The organism is Nonomuraea terrae, assembly GCF_044465245.1.
In the GTDB taxonomy this organism is placed as follows: domain Bacteria; phylum Actinomycetota; class Actinomycetes; order Streptosporangiales; family Streptosporangiaceae; genus Nonomuraea; species Nonomuraea terrae.
Map to the genome: position 1 here is coordinate 211517 of NZ_JBITLL010000009.1, position 19281 is coordinate 230797.

Consider the following 19281-nt stretch of genomic DNA (forward strand, 5'->3'; position numbering starts at 1 on the left):
AGCTACCTGCGCGTCGCGGCGGCGCGCGTGGCCTCGGCCCAGCGGTCGAGCAGCGCCAGGGCGGCGCCGGAGTCGACGGCGTCGGCCGCCCGCTTGACGGCTCCGCCCAGGGCCGGGGTCAGCTCGGCCACCGGCGGGGTGCCGTCGGCGGCCACCAGCGCGGCGGCCGCGTTCAGCAGGACGATGTCGCGGACGGGCCCGTGCTCGCCGCCGAGCACGGCGCGGGCCACGCCGGCGTTGTGCCGGGCGTCGCCGCCGCGCAGGTCGTCGAGCCGGGCCCGCGGGATCGACAGGTCCAGCGGGTCCACCGTCGTACGCGTCACGCTGCCCCGGCGTACGACCCAGACGGCGGACGGGCCGGTGGTCGTCAGCTCGTCGAGCCCGTCGTCGCCCCTGAAGACCAGCGACGATCCGCCGCGCTCGGCCAGCACCCCGGCGATGACCTCCGCCATGGCCGGGTGGAAGACCCCGACCGCCTGGGAGGGCGGCAGGGCGGGGTTGGTGAGCGGGGCCAGGAAGTTGAAGACCGTGGGCACGCCCAGCTGGCGGCGCGCGCCCGAGGCGTGTTTCAGCGCCGGGTTGAAGACGGGCGCGAAGCAGAAGGTGATGCCGACCTCCTCCGCCACGGCGACCGCGGCGGCGGGCGGCAGGTCGATGGCCACGCCCAGCGCTTCCAGCACGTCGGCCGCGCCCGCCGTGGACGAGGCGGCCCGGCCGCCGTGCTTGACGACCTTGGCGCCCGCGGCGGCGGCCACGACGGCGGCCATGGTCGAGACGTTCACGGTGTTGGCGCGGTCGCCGCCGGTGCCGACCAGGTCGACCGGCTCGCCGGAGACGCGGATGGCCGCCGCCCTGGCGAGCATGCCGTCGGCCAACCCGGCCACTTCGGCGACGCTCTCGCCCTTGGCCCGCAGCGCGACCGCGAACGCGGCGATCTGGGCGTCGGTCGCCCGCCCCGACATGATCTCGCCCATGGCCCAGGCGGCCTGGCGGGAGGTGAGCGACACGCCTTCGAGCAGCGCGGTGAGCAGCGCCGGCCAGGTGGTGCCGGTGGTGGAGACCATGAGCGTCCCTTCTCGTCAGTGCTCGACGGGGGGACACCCACCAACAATGGTGACGGCCGCCTCGTCGAGGCGGCCGTGTGCGCATTCGCTGGAGGTCCGCCTTAGGAGGCGGGCCACCACTGGAACGAATGCGTGATCATGCCCACAACCTTACCAGATGCCCTTGATCCACATATCCCCTCGCCTATCTATGTCGGCGGCACCCATGCGTCGCGGCGGGGCGAACGCCTAGGGTTCGGGATATGGCGAAGGATCTGACGGGGCGGACCGCGCTGGTGACGGGGGCCGGGGGCGGCATCGGAGCGGCGTGCGCCCGGCGGCTGGCCGCGGCCGGGGCCCGGGTGCTGGTGGTCGACATGCGGGCCGAGCCCGCGGCGGAGGTGGCCGCCGAGATCGGCGGCGCGGCCGTGGTGGCGGACCTGAGCTCCGCCGATTTCGTGGCGTCGCTGCCCGACGAGCCGGTCGACATCGTGGTGAACAACGCCGGGTTCCAGCACGTCGCGCCGATCGAGGAGTTCCCGCCCGAGGTGTTCTCCGCGATCCTGCGGGTCATGGTCGAGGCGCCGTTCCTCATCGCGCGCAAGGTGCTGCCCGGCATGTACGCCAGGGGCTGGGGCCGGTTCGTGAACATCTCGTCGGTGCACGGGCTGCGGGCCTCGCCGTACAAGTCGGCGTACGTGACGGCCAAGCACGCGCTGGAGGGGTTCTCCAAGGTCGTCGCGCTGGAGGGGGCTGCTCACGGGGTGACCTCGACGTGCGTCAACCCGGCGTACGTGCGCACGGCGCTGGTGGAGGCGCAGATCGCCGACCAGGCCAGGGTGCACGGCATCGCGCCGGAGGCGGTCGTGGAGGACATCATGCTGGAGCCGGCCGCGATCAAGCGCCTGATCGAGCCGGACGAGGTGGCCGAGCTCGTGGCGTACCTGTGCGGCCCGGCCGGGTCGTTCATCACCGGCGTCTCCCTGCCGATCGACGGCGGCTGGACGGCCCGGTAGTGATCGAATACCTGGAGCTGCTGGCCAGGGAGGCTTCCGCGGTCGAGTTCGAGGGGCCGATCATCCAGGCGCGGGCCGCGGGCGCCGATCCGGCGGCGATCGAGGAGCTGGAGCGGGCCAAGGTCCAGGCGTTGAAGGTGCGCGACCTGCTCAAACGGCGGGCCAGGCGCGAGGCCGAGCTGTCGGCGCTCTACGACACCGCCGGCGACCTGGCCGCGCTGCGCGACCTCGACGCCGTGCTGGAGGCGATCGTGCACCGGGCCAGGCAGCTGCTGGCCACCGACATCGCGTACATGACGCTGCACGACCCCGAGCGGGGCGACACGTACATGCGGGTCACCGACGGGTCGATCTCGGCCAAGTTCAGGGCGCTGCGGCTGGCCATGGGGGCGGGGCTGGGCGGGCTCGTGGCGCAGACCGCGGTGCCGTACGCGACCGCCGACTACTTCGCCGACGCCCGCTTCCGCCACAAGGACGACATCGACGAGGCCGTGCACGAGGAGGGCCTGGTCGCGATCCTCGGCGTGCCGCTGCGGCTCGGTCAGCGGGTGATCGGCGTGCTGATGGCGGCCAACCGCAGCGCGCGGCCGTTCCACCAGGAGGAGGTGTCGCTGCTGGCCAGTCTGGCCGCGCACGCCGCCGTCGCGATCGACAACGCCCGCCTGCTGCAGGAGACCAGGAACGCCCTGGAGGAGCTCTCCCACGCGCACAGGACGGTCAGGGAGCACGGCGAGGCGGTCGAGCGGGCCGCGATGGCCCACGACCGGATGACCTCGCTGGTGCTGCGCGGCGGCGGCATCGAGGACGTCGCCGCCGTGGTGACCGACGTGCTCGGCGGGTCGCTGGCCGTGCTCGACGACCTCGGCCGGGCGATCAGCGGCGACGTGGGCGAGCTCGACGCCGGGGTGTTCGAGGCGGCGCAGGCGTCACGGGCGCTGGGCCGCACGGTGCGCCGTGGCGACCTGCTGATCGCGTCCGTGGACGTCGGCGGCGAGCCGCTGTGCACGCTCATCCTGCGCAGCGATGACGCCGACGAGCGCATCCTGGAGCGGGCGGCGCTGGTGTGCGCGCTGCTGCTGCTGTTCCGCAGGAGCGTGGCCGAGGCGGAGGGCCGCGTCAGGGGCGAGCTGCTGGACGACCTGATCAGCCGGCCCGGCTCCCCCGGCCTGGCCGACCGCGCCCGCAGGTTGGGCGTCGACCTGGGCGCGCCGCACGTCGTGGTGGTGCTCAAGCACGGCGGCCAGCGGGAGCGGGCCGCGTTCTGGGCGTCCTCGCAGGCCACGATGCGGCACGGGCTGGCCGCGGGCCGGGGCGACGAGGTGGTGCTGCTGCTGCCGGGCCGCAACGCGGGTGCGGCCGCGCAGCGGGCGGCGGCCGAGCTGAGCGCGTCCCTGCACACTCCCGCCACGGCGGGCGCCTGCGACGTGCGCGGCCAGGAGGTCGCGGCGGCCTACCAGGAGGCACGGCGGTGCGCCGAGGCGCTGATCGCGCTCGGCCGGGCCGGCGACGGCGCGAGCGCGGCCGAGCTGGGCTTCGTCGGGCTGCTCGTCGGCGACGGGCGCGACGTGCGCGGTTTCGTCCGCCGGGTGCTGGGCGCGGTGGTCGACTACGACGCCCGCCGGGGCACCGCGCTGGTCGCCACACTGGCCGCGTACTTCGGCTCGGGCGGCTCTCCCTCCCGTACGGCCGAGGCCATGCACATCCATGTCAACACCGTCACCCAGCGGCTCGACCGGATCGGCAAGCTGCTCGGCGACGGCTGGCTGGAGCCCGAGCGGGCCTTGGAAATCCAGCTCGCGCTCCGCCTGCACCGGCTAGGCCACACATCCACCCCTGAGACTGTGGGTCCCGACCCCATATGAGTGACGCCGGTCACTCCTTACCGTGACCGGCATGGCCACTTCCATCAAGAAGATCGTCGCCGCGAGCCTGATCGGCACCACCATCGAGTGGTACGACTTCTTCCTGTACGGCTCGGCAGCCGCCCTCGTGTTCAACAAGCTGTTCTTCCCCGAGTCCGACCCGCTGACCGGCACGCTGCTGGCGTTCCTCACGTACGCGGTCGGCTTCGTCGCCCGCCCGCTCGGCGGCCTGATCTTCGGCCACTTCGGCGACAAGATCGGCCGCAAGACGCTCTTGGTCGTCAGCCTGCTGCTGATGGGCGCCGCCACGTTCCTGATCGGCTGCCTGCCGACGTACGAGACGCTGGGCCCGGCCGCGGCGCTGCTGCTGACGGCGCTCCGGCTCGTGCAGGGCTTCGCGCTCGGCGGCGAGTGGGGCGGCGCGGTGCTGATCGTCTCCGAGCACGGCGACAACGCGCGGCGCGGCTTCTGGGCCTCCTGGCCGCAGGCCGGCGCCCCCGGCGGCAACCTGCTGGCGACCGGCGTGCTGGCGGCGCTGGCCGCCTGGCAGTCGGAGGAGGCGTTCCTGTCGTGGGGCTGGCGGGTGCCGTTCCTGCTGTCGGGCGTGCTGGTGCTGATCGGGCTCTGGATCCGGCTGACGATCACCGAGTCGCCGGTGTTCCAGCAGGCCCCGCCCGAGGAGAGGGCCCCGATCGTCGGGGTGCTGCGGTACCACAGCAAGGACGTCGTCATCGCGATCGGCGCCCGCCTGGCGGAGAACATCTCGTTCTACCTGCTGACCGTCTTCGTCATCACGTACGCCACCACCAACGACATCCCGAACTCGACCGTGCTGAACGCGGTGCTGATCGCCTCGGCCATCCACTTCGCGACGATCCCGATGTGGGGCGCGCTGTCGGACCGGATCGGCCGCCGCCCGATCTACCTGGCGGGCGCCGCCGGCATCGGGGTGTGGATCTTCGCCTTCTTCCCGCTCGTGGACACCGGCAACTTCCTGGCCATCACCCTGGCCGTCACCGTCGGCCTGCTCTTCCACGGCATGATGTACGGCCCCCAGGCGGCCTTCTTCTCCGAGCTGTTCGGCACGAGGATGCGTTACACCGGCGTCTCCATCGGCGCCCAGCTGTCGGCGATCGTGGCGGGGGCGCTGGCCCCGGTCATCGCGGTCGCCCTCCTGCGGAGCTACGGGAGCAGCGTGCCCATCTCCATCTACCTCGGGCTGGCGGCGGTGCTCACCCTGGCCGCGGTCTACGCCGCCCGCGAGACGCAGGGCCGCGACCTGGCCGAAAGGACGCCCGCGCGATGAACGTCACCACGCCGAGACTCACCCAGCACGTCCTTACCGTGGACGGGCGGACGAGCGGCGAGCCGGTGCTGTTCGTGCACGGCAACGTCTCCTCCGGCGCGTTCTGGCGCGACACCATGGCGGCGCTGCCCGCCGGTTACCGGCCGCTCGCGGTGGACCTGCGCGGGTTCGGCGCGAGCGACCCCGCGCCGGTGGACGCCACGCGCGGGCTGCGCGACTACTCCGACGACGTGCTGGAGCTGCTCGACGCCCTCGGCCTGGACGGCGTCCACCTGGTCGGCTGGAGCATGGGCGGCGGGGTCGTGCTGCAGGCGCTGCGCGACCGGCCGGCCGCCGTCAGGAGCCTCACCCTGGTCAACCCCATCTCGCCGTACGGGTTCGGCGGCACCGAAGGCCCCGGCGGCCGGCTCACCCACCCCGACGGCACGGGCGCCGGCGCAGGAGCCGCCAACCCGGACTTCGTGGCGCGCCTCAAGGCAGGCGACATGTCGGACGAATCCCCCACGTCCCCGCGCAACGTCCTCCGCTCCGCCTACGTCAAGAACCCCGCCGTCCTCACCGACGAGGACTTCTACGTACGGTCGATGCTCACCACCCGCGTGGGCGACGCCCACTACCCGGGCGACGCGGCCTCCTCCGACGCCTGGCCCGGCGTCGCCCCCGGCAAGCACGGCGTGCTCAACGCCATCGCGCCCACCCACGTCCGCCTCGACGACCTGCACGAGATCGGCCCCCGGCCGCCCATCCTGTGGATCAGGGGCGCCGACGACGCGATCGTCTCGGACGCCTCGCTCTTCGACCTCGCCCACCTGGGCGCGCTCGGCGTCGTGCCCGGCTCCCCCGGCACCCCGGCCCAGCCGATGGTCACCCAGACCAGGACGGTGCTGGAGCGCTACGGCCGCTACCGCGAGGTCGTGTTCGCCGACTGCGGCCACAGCCCGCACCTCGAACATCCCGCCGAGTTCCAGCGCGTGCTGGCCGACCACCTGAAGGACGCCTAGATGTTCGTCGCACTCTCCCTGGTCGCGACCCTGCTGACCCCCGTGCAGCCCCTCACGGTGCCGGGCGCGGAGCACCAGGTCGTCACCGCGCTGGACGACCTGACGACCGCCGGCACGGCCGAGACCGGCCACACCGACCCCGCCGACTGGGCCGGGCTGCACTCGGCCGCCACCGTCAACCCCACCGGCGTGCCGGGCGTCCAGATCGACGGCTACTTCCCCGACACCTCCACCGGCAACACCACGCACGGCTGGAACCACGACGCCCAGTTCGTCGTCCGGCTCCCCGAGAAGTGGAACGGCGGCCTGGTCGTCAGCGGCACCCCGGGCAACCGCGAGCAGTACGCCAACGACTACACGATCTCCGACTGGGTGCTGGCCAAGGGCTACGCGTTCGCCGCCACCGACAAGGGCAACGTCGGCACGACGTTCCACGAGGACGGCCGCCGCCCCGGCGACGCCATCGCGGAGTGGAACGAGCGCGTCACCCAGCTCACCGTCGCCGCCAAGGCCGTGGTGCGGCAGCACTACGGCCGCAAGCCCAGCAGGACGTTCGCCGCCGGCATCTCCAACGGCGGCTACCTGGTCAGATGGCAGCTGGAGAACCGCGGCCACCTGTACGACGGCGGCCTCGACTGGGAGGGCACCCTCTGGCGGCTCAAGGGCGACAACCTGCTGAACTACCTGCCGCAGGCGCTGAAGGCGTATCCGGACCCCGACGGGGTGCGAGCCGCCGGGTTCGCGCCCGGCTCGGAGTTCCTCTGGCCGTTCCACCGGGACTACTACTGGGAGCTGACGCAGGAGATCTACCAGAAGGAGCTCGACCCGTCGTACGCGGGCGCGCCGGAGGACTACGACTACGAGGAGCGCCGGCCGTACGCGGCGATGGCGAAGATCGCGCTGACCGGCCGGATCACCAAGCCGCTGATCACCCTGCACGGCACGCTCGACACGCTGCTGCCGATCTCGCGCTCCTCCGACGTCTACGCCGAGATGGTCGGCCCGCACCGTCCGTTCCGCTACCACCGCGTCGAGGGCGGCAACCACCTCGACAGCCTCGTGGACGTCCACCCCGGCCGCCTGCAGCCGATGCTCCCGCTCTTCCGCACCGCCTTCGCGGAACTGGAGAACTGGACGCGTCACTCCTTGAGGTAGCGGTGCCTGCCGGCGCGCGCCCAGCGGACGAGGTGGCGTGCGCCGGGCAGTCGCCGGCCGAGCCGGTGCAGCGCGGTGTCGCGGCCCAGCGGCGAGCGCTGACGGAGTGCGGCGCTCGCGGGGCGCACCTCGACCCGGCCCCGGCGCACCTCCAGGGCGAAGCGCAGCCCGACCTCCTCGTCCGGGGAGCGCAACGAGCACGTCCAGCCGCCGGGGCCGAGGTCGTCGGCACCCGCGACGAGCCGCTTGACCGGCACCTTGGCGACCAGCTGGCCGGCGATCCTGCCCGGCACCCCGGCCTCGACCAGGGCGGGCGCGCTCGCCTCGCGCTCGCGCCGCCCGATCCCACGCAGCACCAGCTCCAGCGGCGGCCCGCCACTCGGCGGCACGTACGGCACCGGCAGCACGACGTACAGGGTGCCGTCGAGCTGCTTGACCGACACGCCCGGCGACACCAGCGCGATCGACTGGGTGAACGAGCGCGGCTCGATGGCCAGGCTCAGCTCGCCGCGATCGCTCCAGCACGGCACCACCAGCCGCATCCGGGGCCGCTGGGCGAGCACGCCCAGGCAGTTGAGCGGGCCCTCGGAGCTCCTGACGCGGCTTCTGGCCTGGTTGGCGCCGCTGTACATGCGCACGTGCACCTCCCACTGGCCGGGCTTGAGCGGCTCGCCCAGCGCGGCGCTGGTCACGTCGAGCCGGGCCTCGCCCCTGATGCGCACCCGGATGCGGCGGCGGCCGTCCTGGATCCGCTCGACCTGCTGGGTCAGCGGCAGGAAGTGCACGACGCCGGTCTCGACATGGCGGACGTACAGCTCGATGCGGGCGCGCTCGACGGCGTCGGTGATGTCGGTGGCCTCCTCCGCCAGGCTCCTGGTGTCCAGGGCGCGCGGCGGCACCCAGTGCACGCGCTCGCCGTCCACCCGGTAGCGATCGGGTGTGCCGTCGCCGTCCACGACCTCCACACTCAGCCCCAGCACGAGGACGTGGGCGTCCCAGCGCGCCTCGGTCAGGTCGGCGCGCAGGCCGGCCCTCCTGACGCAGTTCGCCATGAGCACGATCTGGTCCAGGCGGCCCGCGCGCACGTACGCGGCCACCACGCGCAGCTGCACGGGCAGGTAGCGGTCGAGCTGCTCGGGGAAGCGGCGGGCGGTGAGCTCCTGCACGACCCGGAAGTGCACCCCCCGGTCGACGGACGACTCGGCGAACCTCTCCGTCAGCAACGGGCGCAGGGCGGCGTAACGGAACCAGTGGGCGTACATGCGGTCACGCTGGCGGCCCTCGCCCACGTACGTGTCGATGTCGTCGAGCAGCGCGTGCAGCTCGCCGGCGATCGCGCGCGGCTCCTCCTCGGCGCGGGGACGCTCCCCGAGGTGGCAGCAGACGTGCTCGGCCAGCACGGCGATCACCTTGGCGTGCAGGTACGCCCGCATCACGAACGCCTGCTCGCCCATCCGGCTGCCGCTGGCCGGGAAGCCGAGCTCGTGCTCCTCCAGGAAGCCGCGGCGGTAGAGCTGTTGCGGGATGAGCAGGGTGAGCAGCCGGTCGCGCAGGACGTCCGCGCGGGCCGTGCTGCGTTCGAAGGCGGTCATCGGCGGGCCGTAGTCGCGGACCAGACGGCCGATCAGCACGTCGGCGTCGGTCTCCACGGCGCGGTCGTGCATGCGCTCCAGGGCGTCGCGCTCCAGGCGGTCGTGCTGGCCGAGGAAGTAGACGTAGTCGCCGGCGGCCGCGGCGAGGCCGACGTTGCGGCCGCGCATCGGCGAGCCGGTGTGCGGGAGGTGGAGGGCACGCACGTTCGCGCGGGTGGCGGCGATGCTGTCCAGGCGCTCGGCGATCCCGTCCGTGGACCCGTCGTCCACGAAGATCACTTCGTACGCGTCCGCGGGCATGGTCTGCTCCAGGGCGGAGCGGATGCACGCGTCGGCGGTGTCACCCGGATTGTGGACATTGACGATCACACTGACCTTCACACCCATGCGGCCAGCGTGCGCCGACATATCCGGCCGGGCTCGGCGGCTTGCCGATTAGAGGCGCAAAGTTGACCCGTTAATACCAGCCCACGGACTGTGAGTGACCCCAGGCGGCACAGGGCGTGCCGTAACGGCCCTTGATGTAACCGAGTCCCCACTTGATCTGGGTGGCGGCGTTGGTCTGCCAGTCGGAGCCGGCGCTGGCCATCTTGCTGCCGGGCAGCGACTGCGGGATGCCGTACGCGCCGGAGTAGCGGTTCATCGCCCGCTCGTTCCAGCCGCTCTCCTTCGTCCAGAGCGACTCCAGGCAGCCCCACTGGTCGGCGCCGAACCCGAACGAGGCGAGCATGGACTTGGCGGTGGCCTTGTTGCTGCCCGGCGAGGGGTCGCTGCCGGGCGGGAAGTTCATCGCGGGGAAGCCGCCGCCGGAGGGTGCCTGTTTGGGCACGACCCACTTGAGGCCCTTGCCGGTGCCGCCGCGCTCCTCCTCCAGCCGCTCGGCCCGGAACGCCTGCTCGGCCGCGGCCTTGAGCGCGTCCGTCTCGGGGTCGGGCGCGGCGAGGTCACCCGCGGCGAGCTTGCCCAGCTCGTTGAGGGTGAACTGCTCCGAGGGCGGCTCGTTGGCGTTCTGGACGGCGCGGTAGGCGGTGAAGCCACCGCCGCCGAGGACGACCGTGAGCGACAGGACGGTGACGATGACGCGCTTGGGGGTGAAGGGGGAAGGCCGGCGCGCCCGGCGCGCCGAGGGGAGGTCTTCCTTCGGGGGGCGCTCTCTCAGCTGCGGACGCGGGCTCACGAACCATGAGCTTGCCCTGTCATGGGGGGTGGTCCGCAACCGAAACGCGGGAATTCCTTGCCGCGAACTTTGCTAAATGCCCCTTTAGCACGATTTTTGGCAAAATATGTGACTTCAGTCACATAGAGCACTGGCTCCCCTTCGGGCACCCGTACCGAAGGGGAGCCGCCTTCAGAGTGACGGCTCCACGTCGTTGTCTCTTCCACACCACGTCACAGTTTGGTGACTTAGTTCGGGCATTCGGAACATTCATTAATAATGTGCGCGTGGCTGGCATCCTCCTCGTCGAAGACGACCCCTCGGTCCGCACGGCCCTGGAGCTCGCGCTGACCCGTCAGGGACACTCCGTCACGTCGTACGCCACCGGCGAGGAGGCTCTCGACCACATCAGGGCCCGCCGCCCGGAGATCGCCATCCTCGACGTCATGCTCCCCGGCATCGACGGGGTCGAGGTCTGCCGCCGCGTACGCAAGCTCGACCAGCTCCCCGTCATCCTCCTCACGGCCCGCGGCGACGACCTGGACGTGGTGGTCGGGCTGGAGGCGGGCGCCGACGACTACGTGGTCAAGCCGGTCGAGCCCCGCGTCCTCGACGCCCGCATCCGCGCCGTCCTGCGCCGGGCCGAGTCGGCCGCCTCCGACCGGATCACCTTCGGCGACCTCGTGATCGACCGCGGCGCGCTCAAGGTCGCGCTGGCCGGCAAGGAGATCCACCTGACCCCGACCGAGCTGCGGCTGCTGCTGGAGCTCGTCCGCCACCCCGGGCAGGTGCTCAACCGCCGCTACCTGCTGCGCGTCGTCTGGGACCACACCCACATCGCCGACTCCCGGCTGGTGGACGCCTGCGTCCAGCGCATCCGCGCCAAGATCGAGCCCAGACCCGCCGAGCCCGTCTTCATCCACACCGTGCGCGGCTTCGGCTACCGGTTCAGCCCTCCGTGATCCGCAAACCGACGGGGTTGCGCGCCCGACTGGTCATCACGTTCACGCTCGTCGCCGTCACCGCCACGCTGGCCGTCGCCACGATCGGGTACGAGCTGGCCAAGTCCGCGCTGGTCACCAGGACCGAGACCACCGCGCTCGACCTGGTGACCCGGGAGCTGAGCAGCATCACGTTCCCGATCGGCACGCTGCGGCCCGGCGAGGCCGCGCCGACGCACCGGGAGCTGGAGGTCCTGGCCCACGCGCTCAGCGGGCCTGGCCGTACCGTGCTGGTCGAGTACCACGGCACGGTCGCCTCCGAGGGCCCGCTGACGCTGACCGACGTGCCCAACGAGCTGTACGGCCGGGCCAACCAGAGCCTGGTCACCCAGCGGGTGATCGTTCACGACGAGCTCTACCTGCTCGTCGGCGCCGAGGTCTACCGCGACGAGGAGGGCGTGTCCGAGGCCACGGGCCTGCGGGCGTTCGCCTTCTTCCCGCTGCGGGACGACGAGGCCCAGCTCGCCACGCTCAGGACCACGCTGGCCAGGACGGGCGTGGTCATCGTGCTCATCGCCCTGGGGGTGGCGCTGGTGTCGGCCCGGCAGGTGCTGCTGCCGGTCAGGCGGCTGAGTGCGGCGGCCCAGGCGCTCGGCCAGGGGCGGCTGGACACCCGGCTGCCCGTGCACGGCAAGGACGAGCTGGCCGAGCTCACTTCGCAGTTCAACGACGCGGCGGCGGCGCTGGAGCTGAGCGTGGCGGAGCTGCGCTCGCTGGAGGCGATGTCCCGCAGGTTCGTCGCCGACGTCTCCCACGAGCTGCGCACGCCGCTCACGTCCATGACGGCGGTGGCCGACATGCTCTCGGAGGAGGCGAGCCGGCTGCCGCAGGCGCCCGCGGAGGCCGTCCGGCTGGTGCTCAAGGAGATCGAACGGCTACGCGAGCTGGTCGAGCACCTCATCGAGGTCAGCCGCTTCGACGCGGGCACCGCCACGCTGAACCTGGAGCCGGTGAGCGTGGCCGACGCCATCGACGACTGCCTCAAGACGCGCGGCTGGACCGACCAGGTGACGGTGCGGGCGTCGCAGGGCCTGACGGAGAACCTCGACCCCCGCAGGTTCGACGTCATCGTGGCCAACCTGGTCGGCAACGCGCTCAAGCACGGTGCTCCCCCGATCGTGGTCAGCGCCCGGGCCACGGAGAACGGACTGGAGGTGAAAGTGCGCGACCACGGTGAGGGCATCGCGCCCGAGGCGTTGCCCCACGTCTTCGACCGCTTCTTCAAGGCCGGCGCCGGACGGACCCGCAGCCAGGGCAGCGGCCTCGGCCTCGCCATCGCCAAGGCCAACGTCCAGCTGCACGGCGGCACGATCTCCGTACGCCGGCAGGAACCCGGCGCCCTCTTCACGGTCTGGCTGCCGCACGCATGAGGACATTCCGCGCCGCTCTGCTGCTCGCCTGCGTCATCGCGCTGCCGGGCTGCGGCATCACACCCACCGACGTGCAGGACCGGGGCCACGCGCCCACCGTCAGGATCCCGCCGCCGTCCAAGACGATCTACCTGCTCAGGGACGGCGAGCTCGCCCTGGAGCCGGCCGACGTCGCGGACGACACCGTCAACAGCCTGCTCGGGGCCCTCTTCCGCGCTTCCACACAGCCGCTCGGCGACCGGGACACCGCGCTGCGCGGCTTCACGTACCTGCGGACCAAGAACTCGGTCAACCCCGTCCACCGCGACGAGGTGCAGCTTCCGCGCACCTCCACGCTGACCGTCTACATCAGCGGCGAGGGCACGCTGACCAGGCTCGGCAAGGCGCAGATCGTCTGCACCGCCCAGCAGGACGCGGCGTACGAGATCGTCAGGATCGTGCGGGAGAACGGGAACCGCCCCCCCGAGTCGGAGGGGCGGTACACCTGCGGCGAGCTGAAGTGATCACATGGTGACGTCTTCGAGCATCTCGGTCACCAGCGCGGCGATCGGCGAGCGCTCCGACCTTGTCAGCGTGACGTGGGCGAAGAGCGGGTGGCCCTTGAGCTTCTCCACCACCGCCACGACGCCGTCGTGCCGGCCGACGCGCAGGTTGTCACGCTGCGCCACGTCGTGGGTGAGGACGACGCGGGAGTTGGCGCCGATCCGGCTGAGCACCGTCAGCAGGACCCCGCGCTCCAGCGACTGGGCCTCGTCCACGATCACGAACGCGTCGTGCAGCGACCGGCCGCGGATGTGGGTGAGCGGGAGCACCTCCAGCATGCCCCGGTCGAGCACCTCCTCGATCACCTCGGGCGAGGTGATCGCGCCGAGCGTGTCGTAGACGGCCTGCGCCCACGGGCCCATCTTCTCGCCCTCGCTGCCGGGCAGGTAGCCCAGCTCCTGGCCGCCCACGGCGTAGATGGGGCGGAAGACGAGGACCTTGCGGTGCTGGCGGCGCTCCAGGACCGCCTCCAGGCCCGCGCAGAGCGCGAGCGCCGACTTCCCCGTGCCGGCCCGCCCGCCGAGCGAGATGATGCCGATCTCGGGGTCCATGAGCAGTTCGAGCGCGACGCGCTGCTCGGCCGAGCGGCCGTGCAGGCCGAAGACCTCGCGGTCACCGCGCACGAGACGTACGGACTTGTCGGGCTGCACCCGGCCCAGTGCCGAGCCCTTGGCCGACAGCAGCCGCAGGCCGGTGTGCGTGGGCAGGTCTCTGGCCTCGTCGAGGTCGGCGGTGCCCTGCTCGAAGAGCGTCTCCACGTCTTCGGCGGTCACCTGGATCTCGGCCATCCCCGTCCAGCCGGACTCGTGGACCAGCTCGGCGCGGTACTCCTCCGCCGCCAGGCCGATCGAGGCCGCCTTGACCCGCAGCGGCAGGTCCTTGGAGACGAGGACCACGTCGCGCCCCTCGGCGGCCAGCGAACGCGCGACCGTCAGGATGCGCGTGTCGTTGTCGCCCAGACGGAATCCGACGGGCAGAATGGACGGGTCGCTGTGGTTGAGCTCAACCCTGATCGTGCCGTCCCCCGTGGGCATCGGCTCGTCCAGCCGGCCGTACTTGATCCGCAGATCGTCGAGGTAACGCAGCGCCTTCCTGGCGAAGTAACCGAGCTCGGGGTGATGTCGCTTCCCCTCCAGCTCGGTGATGACCACGATCGGAAGGACGACGTCATGCTCGGCGAAGCGGGTCATCGCGGCGGGGTCGGCTAGCAGAACCGACGTGTCCAGGACGTACGTGCGCTTGGCCGGCTGGTGAGTAGGGTTGCTCGAGGACACTGCCACACGTTCTCCCCCGGGCGCCCATCTGGTGCGGGCACCCTGCAGACGAGGTGGGAATCGGACCGGTCCCGCGTCCCCGACCGCGAACTGCTGTCGGCGCCGGAGGCCGGCCCCCTTGGCAGTTCACGGCGCAAAGGCGGGCCCTCTCCGAAATGTCCGGCCTGTGACCGGACACTTCCAACGTTACGTCCTGGATACCCGAATGTCGCGTCAGGAACCGTAACGTCGGTGTCTCGCAGCGTAGTCGCGCAGCGCCCGCAGGAAATCGACCCTGCGGAAGTCGGGCCAGTACGCTTCGTGGAAGTAGAACTCAGAATGAGCGCTCTGCCAGAGCATGAAGCCCGACAGCCGCTGCTCGCCCGAGGTCCGGATGAGGAGGTCCGGATCGGGCTGGCCGCGAGTGTAGAGATGCTTCGCGATGTGCTCGACATCGAGCACCTCGACGAGGTCCTCGATGCTCGCTCCCTTGCTCGCGTGCTCCTGGAGCAGTGAGCGCACCGCATCGGCAATCTCACGTCTTCCTCCATACCCAACTGCAACGTTCACAATCAGGCCTGGACGGTTTGATGACGCTTCTTTTGCATTTTTTAGGACATTAGCCGTGCTATCCGGAAGCAGATCGAGCGCGCCCACCGGGATGATCCGCCAGCCCTCGTCGACGAGTTCCTGCGTCACGTCCTCGATGATGCGCAGCAGCGGCTCCAGCTCCTCGCTCGGCCGGTTGAGGTTGTCGTTGGACAACATCCACACCGTGACGACCTCGACACCGGTCTCACGGCACCAGTGGAGCAGCTCGGAGATCTTGTCCGCGCCCTTGCGGTGGCCCGTGGACACGTCGCTCATGCCCATGGCACGCGCCCATCGGCGGTTGCCGTCGATGACGACTCCGACGTGTCGCGGGATGCTGTCCTTGGACAGCTCGGCCTCCAGCCGTCGTTCGTACAGCCGGTAGACCAGGTTGCGCAGGCCCACGGAGTGCCTCCCCAGCGCTGCTGTGATTAGTTGCTTCAACACGCAATTATCACCGCGAATCGCCCGTGCCCGCGCCTTGTCCGGGATTCCTCGCCAGATCTCTACCTTCCAGACACCCTTCGGCCTCCCGCACGAGCTGCCCGATGAACAGCGACAACTCCGAGGACGTCAGCACCGCGCGCATGCCCGCGCCCGTGGCGCCCCAGGCCTCCACGTACGCCCGCCGGGTCAGGCGCCACTCGCCGCGCGCGGGCTGCCACAGGGGGATCGTCCTGAGCTGGCAGCGCAACTCGCCGCCCCCGACCACGCCGGCCCGGGTGCGGTAGCGGAAGGAGAACAGCTCGCTGTCGGGCTCCTCGTCGGGAAAGCGGTCGTCGGGGTCGACCCAGCGCCTGGCCGCTCCTCCGCCCCGGCGAGCCTCGTCGACGCCGCGCGCCAGGCGGGTCAGCAGCCAGCCGCAGCGCTCGCCCACGCTGCCGTACGGCGTGCCGTCGCGGTGCAGCTCCAGCGTGACCTCGTACGGCGTGCCGACGCTGTCGGTGCACGCGACCGGCGTGACGCTCAGGTACGAGCCGTCGACGCAGCGCAGTCCTCCCATGCGCCTGACCGTTTCCGGGCGAAAGTCCGCTAAACGCGCCTGCCCGGGTCCCAGACGTGCTCGCGCCAGTCCGGCGGCTGGTGCCACTCCGTCCAGCCCCATCCGGTACGCCCGTCCTCGGCCGTGAAGCGGCACATCGCCCGGGGGAATTCCGCCACCCTTCCGTCCGGGCCTGTCAGGGTGACGGGGGCGAAGGCGACCGGCCGGACCGTGGTGGCGCAACCGGGAAAGCGCAGCACGCTCTCGGACGGACGGTCGCCGTCGAACACCGTCGCCGCCGAGAAGCCGGCCACGTGCGCCAGCTTGCCGCCGTCCGGCACCTGGAACGCCGGCCAGTCCAGCTCGACGCCGACGTTGGGACGCATGCCGTGCAGGAAGGCGCCGTCCTCCATGCGGCCGCTGCTCCACAGCCAGGAGATCGACCACCAGTCGCGCACGCCCCAGCTGTGGTCGCGCTCGCCGTACCCGTGGAAGGGGGCGCCGTTGACGGTGCCGGTGACCACGCAGGGGACCTCGTAGCGGGGGATGATGGCGTAGCCGTAGACGCCGCCCGCCGTACGCCATTCGAGGTCGAGCGAGAGCTCCTCGGACGCCAGCCGGACCCGTACCGAGGTGAAGGGGTCGGTGGTGTCGTGGGAGGCCGTGTAGCCGTCGCCGGCCACGGCCAGGTCCTCGGAGCCGGGCAGCGGCGCCTCGTGGTCGATCACCGCCACCAGTCCGCCGTCGCGATCGACGACGCAGGCCCAGTACCAGGCGCGTCCCCAGGTGGGATAGAGCCCGAGCCGGACGTAACCGCCCAGGCCGCCGTCCTCGGAGACGAAGTCGTAGTACCAGGACTCGTTCCACAGCGGCTCGCCGCCGGGCTCGTGCCGCCGCTCGTCCTCGGTGTCCAGGGGCCACTCGCCCATGTTGACGATCCGCATGTCGCCTCCCAAGCGCTTGCTGTGATCATCGTAGGCGGCGAACCCCCGGCGGTCACGGGCCCGATGACAGCAGGCGGGACCACCGGCGGCGCTTGCCCGGCTCCTCGTCCGGCATCCGGCCGCGTTCGCGCAGCCAGGCGGCGAAGTCCTCGGCGTCGGCGCGGTAGCCGGGCGGCGGGGTGGCGCGGGCCCCCGCGTACGCGGCGAACTCCGCCACCAGGTCGGGCCCCGCCGCGGCGGCGGCGTCGGGACGGATCCTCGCCACGATGTCGCGCCGCTTGGCCACCAGGCTCGCCGACTGCACCCGCATCCGCTCCGGGTCGAACCCCTCGGGCACCTCGCCCCCGGCGACCAGCGCCGCCACCACCCGCCCCTGCGCCTCGGCCAGCCGCCGCCGCGCCTCACTCATCGAAGGGCACCGGCCGTCGCGGCCCGGATCCTCGTCAGCTCGCCGGCCAGGACGGCGTCCGACGGGTAGGCGCCGTCCCACTCCAGCAGCACGCCCGGCGGGGTGGCGCGGGCGCACAGCTCCGCGAGCAGGTCGAGCACGGCCTGCGGGGCGACGGCCGTGTGGGTGTCGTGCCAGAGCCCGCCGTGCTCCTGCCCGCCGGCCACGTGCACGTACGCGAGGTGCTCCAGCGGCAGCGTGTCGAGCGCCGCCACCGCCGGCAGGCCCAGGTTGACCTGGTTGGTGTGGAGGTTGGCCACGTCGACCAGCAGCCCCACGCCGGTGCGCTCGACCAGTTCGGCCAGGAACTGCGCCTCGGTCAACTCGTCGTCCGGCCAGCCGAAGAGGGCGGCGACGTTCTCCAGGGCCAGCGGGACGGGCAGGGCGTCCTGGGCGCGGCGCACGTTCTCGGCGACCACCCGCAGCGACTCCCTGGTACGCGGCACCGGCAGCAGGTGCCCGGCCTCGACGCCGCCCCCGCGGACGAAGGCCAGGTGCTCGCTCACCAGCGGCGCGTCCAGGGCCTGCGCGCAGGCCGCAAGGTGGGCCAGCCGGGCCGGGGAGGGCCGCTCGGCGCCCCCGACACCGAGCGACACCCCGTGCGGGATCACCGGCAGGCCGCGTTCGCGCAGCACCTGCAGCGACTCGGGCAGCCGGTCGGGATGGATGTTCTCGGCGACCACCTCCAGGAACTCCACCCCGGCCATGCGCTCGATCGTCAGGTCGAGCTCCGTCCGCCAGCCGATGCCCACGCCCAGCCCCGCCATGTCAGCAACCTCCTCCACCGCAACCGCCGCCGCCCCCGCAACTGCTGCCGCCGCCGCCGGACGAGCCGCTCGAACAGCTCGAGACGTACGACGCGCAGCTCCCGCCACCTCCGCCGCCCGAGCCTGCGGACGACGCGCCGCTCCTCCTGCCGCGGGGCCGGGCAGGCGAGGAGGGAACAGGTTTGGCAGGGTCGAACGCCCCGTACAGATCAGAGCTGCGGCTCAGCCGGCCCGGGCCGTGGAGCGCGACGGAGAGGTGGAGGTCCGCGCCGCCCCGCGGGAGCTCCCTCCTGGCCTCTTCGAGCGCCCTGCGTCCCGCCTGGGCCGGCACGGGCGCGGCGAGCGTCCGCCTGGGCGCGCTTTTCGGCGTCAGCGTGGCGGCCGGCCGGTGGCTCGCGGCGCGGGCGCGCACGCTCAGCATCGTCCCCGCGTAGACCATCAGGGCGATCGTGGCCAGGAAGAGCGCCGGGGCCGCCACCGTCATCGGGGTCGTGCCGGCGAACAGCAGGAGCAGCCCCGACAGTACGGCTCCGGTGAACGCCAGGGCGGTGGTCATCCGCAGCCGCACGCTCAGCCGGTCGACGTCGCAGAACAGGTCGTCAGGGCGGATCAGGCCGCGCTCCGTGAGGCGCTGCCCGAGCCGCTCCATGGCCCGGCTGCGGGCGATCTGCTCCCTGAGCGAGAGCACCGAGGCCCCGGAGGGCAGGACGGCCGACAGGACCACCTCGTCGATGGGGTCGTCCGATCGGGGGCCGCCGGCGACGGGGTGCACGTTCCCGCCGCGCGCCGCTCGTAGGGCTCCCACCTCGGTCAGCAGCACGATGGCGGTCTCCGCCACCCGCCGGGGGCCTCCCGCGAGGTACGCCAGCTCGTAGTGGCCGAGGTCGGGAGATCTGTCACTCGTCCTGATCGCGCGCAGGGCCGTGAGTGCGCGCCGGATCGAGTGGGTGATGTGGCCGGCGACCGCCGCCAGGGCCACGGCAAGGATCAGCAGAGCCAGATCCATGGACGGCCTCCCCTCTGCGGGCCTTCCAGCCCGGCTGTCGGAAGTGACGCGTATTCCGACAGTAGGCTCGGCCCCCGGTCCACCAGGGGTTTAGCGCCATTTGCTCACGGTTTCCTCTCCGCTCATGAACGGCGAAGCCTTCCGCTCACACTCATGAACGGCGAAGCCTTCCTCTCCCGCTCGTGAACGGCGAAAGCGCCGGCCGTCGGGAAGACGGCCGGCGCCGGTGAGGAGAGCCGCGGCGG

At 72.1% G+C, this 19281-nt stretch carries 18 protein-coding genes; 8 read left to right on the forward strand and 10 right to left on the reverse strand.

Translation table 11 applies throughout. The annotated features are described in order from the left end of the window. Positions 1 to 2: 2 nt before the first annotated feature. Positions 3 to 1064 carry an anthranilate phosphoribosyltransferase gene (gene trpD, locus ACIBP6_RS43280; RefSeq protein WP_397060611.1) on the reverse strand — a complete coding sequence of 354 codons (1062 nt, stop codon included), beginning with the start codon at positions 1062 to 1064 and terminating at the stop codon, positions 3 to 5. Positions 1065 to 1306: 242 nt separating this feature from the next. On the opposite strand from trpD, the gene ACIBP6_RS43285 reads away from it, so the two are divergent. The 5 genes from ACIBP6_RS43285 to ACIBP6_RS43305 are packed head-to-tail and all read left to right on the forward strand — an operon-like array spanning position 1307 to position 7383. Further along, positions 1307 to 2059, forward strand: coding sequence for a 3-hydroxybutyrate dehydrogenase (locus ACIBP6_RS43285; protein WP_397060613.1), 753 nt, complete (start codon positions 1307 to 1309; stop codon positions 2057 to 2059). Continuing rightward, entirely contained in the window at positions 2059 to 3921 is a 1863-nt protein-coding gene (locus ACIBP6_RS43290; RefSeq protein ID WP_397060614.1) for a helix-turn-helix domain-containing protein, read from the forward strand. The genes ACIBP6_RS43285 and ACIBP6_RS43290 overlap by 1 nt, the downstream gene beginning before the upstream one ends. A 31-nt stretch (positions 3922 to 3952) precedes the next feature. Next, entirely contained in the window at positions 3953 to 5227 is a 1275-nt protein-coding gene (locus ACIBP6_RS43295) for an MFS transporter (protein ID WP_397060616.1), read from the forward strand. Next, complete coding sequence (locus ACIBP6_RS43300; RefSeq protein ID WP_397060618.1) at positions 5224 to 6228, forward strand: alpha/beta fold hydrolase; 1005 nt, start codon at positions 5224 to 5226, stop codon at positions 6226 to 6228. Before ACIBP6_RS43295 ends, ACIBP6_RS43300 begins: the two co-directional genes overlap by 4 nt. Further along, positions 6229 to 7383: an alpha/beta hydrolase family protein gene (locus tag ACIBP6_RS43305; protein WP_397060620.1), complete on the forward strand. Its 1155-nt coding sequence runs from the start codon at positions 6229 to 6231 to the stop codon at positions 7381 to 7383. It abuts the gene before it with no gap. On the opposite strand, the gene ACIBP6_RS43310 is transcribed toward ACIBP6_RS43305, so the two are convergent. Both ACIBP6_RS43310 and ACIBP6_RS43315 read right to left on the reverse strand, forming a co-directional pair. Further along, complete coding sequence (locus tag ACIBP6_RS43310; RefSeq protein WP_397060621.1) at positions 7368 to 9362, reverse strand: glycosyltransferase family 2 protein; 1995 nt, start codon at positions 9360 to 9362, stop codon at positions 7368 to 7370. The two genes, ACIBP6_RS43305 and ACIBP6_RS43310, sit on opposite strands and share 16 nt — an antisense overlap. Positions 9363 to 9432: 70 nt before the next feature. Continuing rightward, entirely contained in the window at positions 9433 to 10152 is a 720-nt protein-coding gene (locus tag ACIBP6_RS43315; RefSeq protein WP_397060623.1) for an aggregation-promoting factor C-terminal-like domain-containing protein, read from the reverse strand. A 266-nt stretch (positions 10153 to 10418) separates the two neighbouring features. Here ACIBP6_RS43315 and ACIBP6_RS43320 point away from each other — a divergent pair, with 266 nt between their 5' ends. Genes ACIBP6_RS43320 through ACIBP6_RS43330 form a run of 3 tightly spaced genes read left to right on the forward strand, consistent with a single transcriptional unit; the run spans position 10419 to position 13005 of the window. Beyond that, positions 10419 to 11093, forward strand: coding sequence for a response regulator (locus tag ACIBP6_RS43320; RefSeq protein ID WP_397060625.1), 675 nt, complete (start codon positions 10419 to 10421; stop codon positions 11091 to 11093). Next, a complete protein-coding gene (locus tag ACIBP6_RS43325; protein ID WP_397060627.1) occupies positions 11090 to 12502 on the forward strand; it encodes an ATP-binding protein in 1413 nt (470 codons plus the stop codon). Before ACIBP6_RS43320 ends, ACIBP6_RS43325 begins: the two co-directional genes overlap by 4 nt. Continuing rightward, on the forward strand, positions 12499 to 13005 hold the full coding sequence (locus ACIBP6_RS43330; RefSeq protein ID WP_397060629.1) for a hypothetical protein: 507 nt from the start codon (positions 12499 to 12501) through the stop codon (positions 13003 to 13005). Before ACIBP6_RS43325 ends, ACIBP6_RS43330 begins: the two co-directional genes overlap by 4 nt. Here the strand turns inward: ACIBP6_RS43330 and ACIBP6_RS43335 are convergent, their stop codons facing one another. From ACIBP6_RS43335 to ACIBP6_RS43365, 7 genes are all read right to left on the reverse strand, one after another. Beyond that, positions 13006 to 14325 carry a PhoH family protein gene (locus ACIBP6_RS43335; RefSeq protein WP_397060631.1) on the reverse strand — a complete coding sequence of 440 codons (1320 nt, stop codon included), beginning with the start codon at positions 14323 to 14325 and terminating at the stop codon, positions 13006 to 13008. A gap of 207 nt (positions 14326 to 14532) precedes the next feature. Next, positions 14533 to 15294: an isoprenyl transferase gene (locus ACIBP6_RS43340; RefSeq protein WP_132610418.1), complete on the reverse strand. Its 762-nt coding sequence runs from the start codon at positions 15292 to 15294 to the stop codon at positions 14533 to 14535. Positions 15295 to 15343: 49 nt separating this feature from the next. Next, positions 15344 to 15892, reverse strand: coding sequence for a hypothetical protein (locus ACIBP6_RS43345; protein ID WP_397060632.1), 549 nt, complete (start codon positions 15890 to 15892; stop codon positions 15344 to 15346). A 29-nt stretch (positions 15893 to 15921) separates the two neighbouring features. Further along, positions 15922 to 16815: a DUF7064 domain-containing protein gene (locus tag ACIBP6_RS43350; RefSeq protein WP_397060634.1), complete on the reverse strand. Its 894-nt coding sequence runs from the start codon at positions 16813 to 16815 to the stop codon at positions 15922 to 15924. Positions 16816 to 16867: 52 nt separating this feature from the next. Then, the gene (locus tag ACIBP6_RS43355) at positions 16868 to 17224 is read right to left on the reverse strand and encodes a hypothetical protein (protein ID WP_397060635.1); all 357 of its coding nucleotides are present in this window, start codon (positions 17222 to 17224) and stop codon (positions 16868 to 16870) included. After that, entirely contained in the window at positions 17221 to 18030 is an 810-nt protein-coding gene (locus ACIBP6_RS43360) for a DUF692 domain-containing protein (protein ID WP_397060636.1), read from the reverse strand. The genes ACIBP6_RS43355 and ACIBP6_RS43360 overlap by 4 nt, the downstream gene beginning before the upstream one ends. 1 nt (position 18031) lies before the next feature. Beyond that, a complete protein-coding gene (locus ACIBP6_RS43365; RefSeq protein WP_397060638.1) occupies positions 18032 to 19036 on the reverse strand; it encodes a TIGR04222 domain-containing membrane protein in 1005 nt (334 codons plus the stop codon). Between the last annotated feature and the right edge of the window lie 245 nt (positions 19037 to 19281).

Coding starts and splice junctions, on each gene's coding strand:
- trpD (WP_397060611.1), bottom strand. CDS start 1,064: ATGGTCTCCACCACCGGCACCACCTGGCCGGCGCTGCTCACCGCGCTG.
- ACIBP6_RS43285 (WP_397060613.1), top strand. CDS start 1,307: ATGGCGAAGGATCTGACGGGGCGGACCGCGCTGGTGACGGGGGCCGGG.
- ACIBP6_RS43295 (WP_397060616.1), top strand. CDS start 3,953: ATGGCCACTTCCATCAAGAAGATCGTCGCCGCGAGCCTGATCGGCACC.
- ACIBP6_RS43300 (WP_397060618.1), top strand. CDS start 5,224: ATGAACGTCACCACGCCGAGACTCACCCAGCACGTCCTTACCGTGGAC.
- ACIBP6_RS43305 (WP_397060620.1), top strand. CDS start 6,229: ATGTTCGTCGCACTCTCCCTGGTCGCGACCCTGCTGACCCCCGTGCAG.
- ACIBP6_RS43310 (WP_397060621.1), bottom strand. CDS start 9,362: ATGGGTGTGAAGGTCAGTGTGATCGTCAATGTCCACAATCCGGGTGAC.
- ACIBP6_RS43330 (WP_397060629.1), top strand. CDS start 12,499: ATGAGGACATTCCGCGCCGCTCTGCTGCTCGCCTGCGTCATCGCGCTG.
- ACIBP6_RS43345 (WP_397060632.1), bottom strand. CDS start 15,892: ATGGGAGGACTGCGCTGCGTCGACGGCTCGTACCTGAGCGTCACGCCG.
- ACIBP6_RS43350 (WP_397060634.1), bottom strand. CDS start 16,815: ATGCGGATCGTCAACATGGGCGAGTGGCCCCTGGACACCGAGGACGAG.
- ACIBP6_RS43355 (WP_397060635.1), bottom strand. CDS start 17,224: ATGAGTGAGGCGCGGCGGCGGCTGGCCGAGGCGCAGGGGCGGGTGGTG.
- ACIBP6_RS43360 (WP_397060636.1), bottom strand. CDS start 18,030: ATGGCGGGGCTGGGCGTGGGCATCGGCTGGCGGACGGAGCTCGACCTG.
- ACIBP6_RS43365 (WP_397060638.1), bottom strand. CDS start 19,036: ATGGATCTGGCTCTGCTGATCCTTGCCGTGGCCCTGGCGGCGGTCGCC.